Genomic DNA, 1,222 nt, shown 5'->3' with positions numbered 1-1,222 from the left:
GAACTTGTCGCAAGCGTTAACTATCCCTTGACGATACCTGTGGCGCACCTGGACACTCGGAGCTATGGAGACTCCTCACCTGGTCGAGCTCATCGACGCCCAATAGCGCGCCTACGGCGTCAGTGAGGCCGAGCTGGCCCGTCGAATCGGGATCACTCGCCAGAATTTGCACCTGTGGCGCACCCACGGCCTGCGCGGCCTGCCGGCCCGAACGACCCTCAACGGCATGGCTGCTGAACTGCGCCTTCCACATGTCCGGATTCTCGAGGCGGCCTTGCGCGATGTCGGCTACCTCGACGCCACCGACGGATTATCAGGCTTACTGGCATGACCGCCCCTGACCCTCTCGGCCCGGCGGCCACGATCGCGGCTCTGAGTTCCACCACCCACCCGCTCGGAGACCTGACCACGCTACCCGCGGCATCCGGGCTATATGCCTGGTGGGCGGCCCCAGAGATACTGCCGCACCTGCCCGGCCCCGCCCATCCGCACCAGGTGCAGGTCACCGTCACCGATACCGCCACCGGAGACACCCTCATCGACGAACCACGCACCACCTATGACAACGGCTTCCTCGGATTCTGGCTACGGCGAGACATCACTGCCACGCTCACCATTGATTGCGACGACAAATCGGCCACTGTTCCGATCGCCACCGGGGACCTGGACCTCACCTGCCTGACCACCATGAGACTCACCTGACAACCCCCACTGCCCGCATCAACACCCCCCTGCCGGGTCGTGGCCACCGGCCGGCAGGGAAGCCAGGTGCGTCCCGAATGGGCCACAGCTCCGCCAGTCAGAGGTAGCGGCAGATCGTTTCGGCTTGGCAGGTCGCAGGGTCCACTGTGCGGCTGGCGGTCTGGAGCTGGGTGACTGTCTGACGCAGCTGCAAGAGGTCGGCTATCTGCTGGTCGATCTCGTCCAGTCGAGTCACCAGGAGCGTGTCGACGTGAGCGCAAGGTGCCTGTCCGTCATCGCGAATCCGGAGGATCTCACCGATGCGGGCAAGCGATAGTCCCGCGCTCTGGCCCCGCCGGATGAAATCGATCCGGGAGATCGCGTGCTCGGGATAGTCCCGGTAGCCGTTGAGGGTTCGTTGTGGGGGCGGGAGAAGGCCCACGGATTCGTAGTAGCGAAGGGTTTTCGGAGTGGTGCCCGCCGCGGCCGCCAGTTCGCCGATCCTCATTGAAATTACCGTTCCTTCGAGACCGCCCGGTTT

At 64.6% G+C, this 1,222-nt stretch carries 2 protein-coding genes; one reads left to right on the top strand and one right to left on the bottom strand.

From position 1 onward, the window contains the following. Positions 1 to 327 precede the first annotated feature (327 nt). Positions 328 to 702, top strand: coding sequence for a CueP family metal-binding protein (locus DCI01S_RS17055; protein WP_082767904.1), 375 nt, complete (start codon positions 328 to 330; stop codon positions 700 to 702). A 97-nt stretch (positions 703 to 799) separates the two neighbouring features. Here DCI01S_RS17055 and DCI01S_RS16450 read toward each other — a convergent pair whose 3' ends face one another. Beyond that, the gene (locus DCI01S_RS16450) at positions 800 to 1,189 is read right to left on the bottom strand and encodes a heavy metal-responsive transcriptional regulator (RefSeq protein WP_061230207.1); all 390 of its coding nucleotides are present in this window, start codon (positions 1,187 to 1,189) and stop codon (positions 800 to 802) included. Positions 1,190 to 1,222 lie beyond the last annotated feature (33 nt).

It is taken from the genome of Dietzia cinnamea NBRC 102147 (assembly GCF_001571065.1).
Lineage (GTDB): Bacteria > Actinomycetota > Actinomycetes > Mycobacteriales > Mycobacteriaceae > Dietzia > Dietzia cinnamea.
Note: the sequence above shows the minus strand (reverse complement) of the source record. Positions and strands in the feature narration are given on the sequence as shown.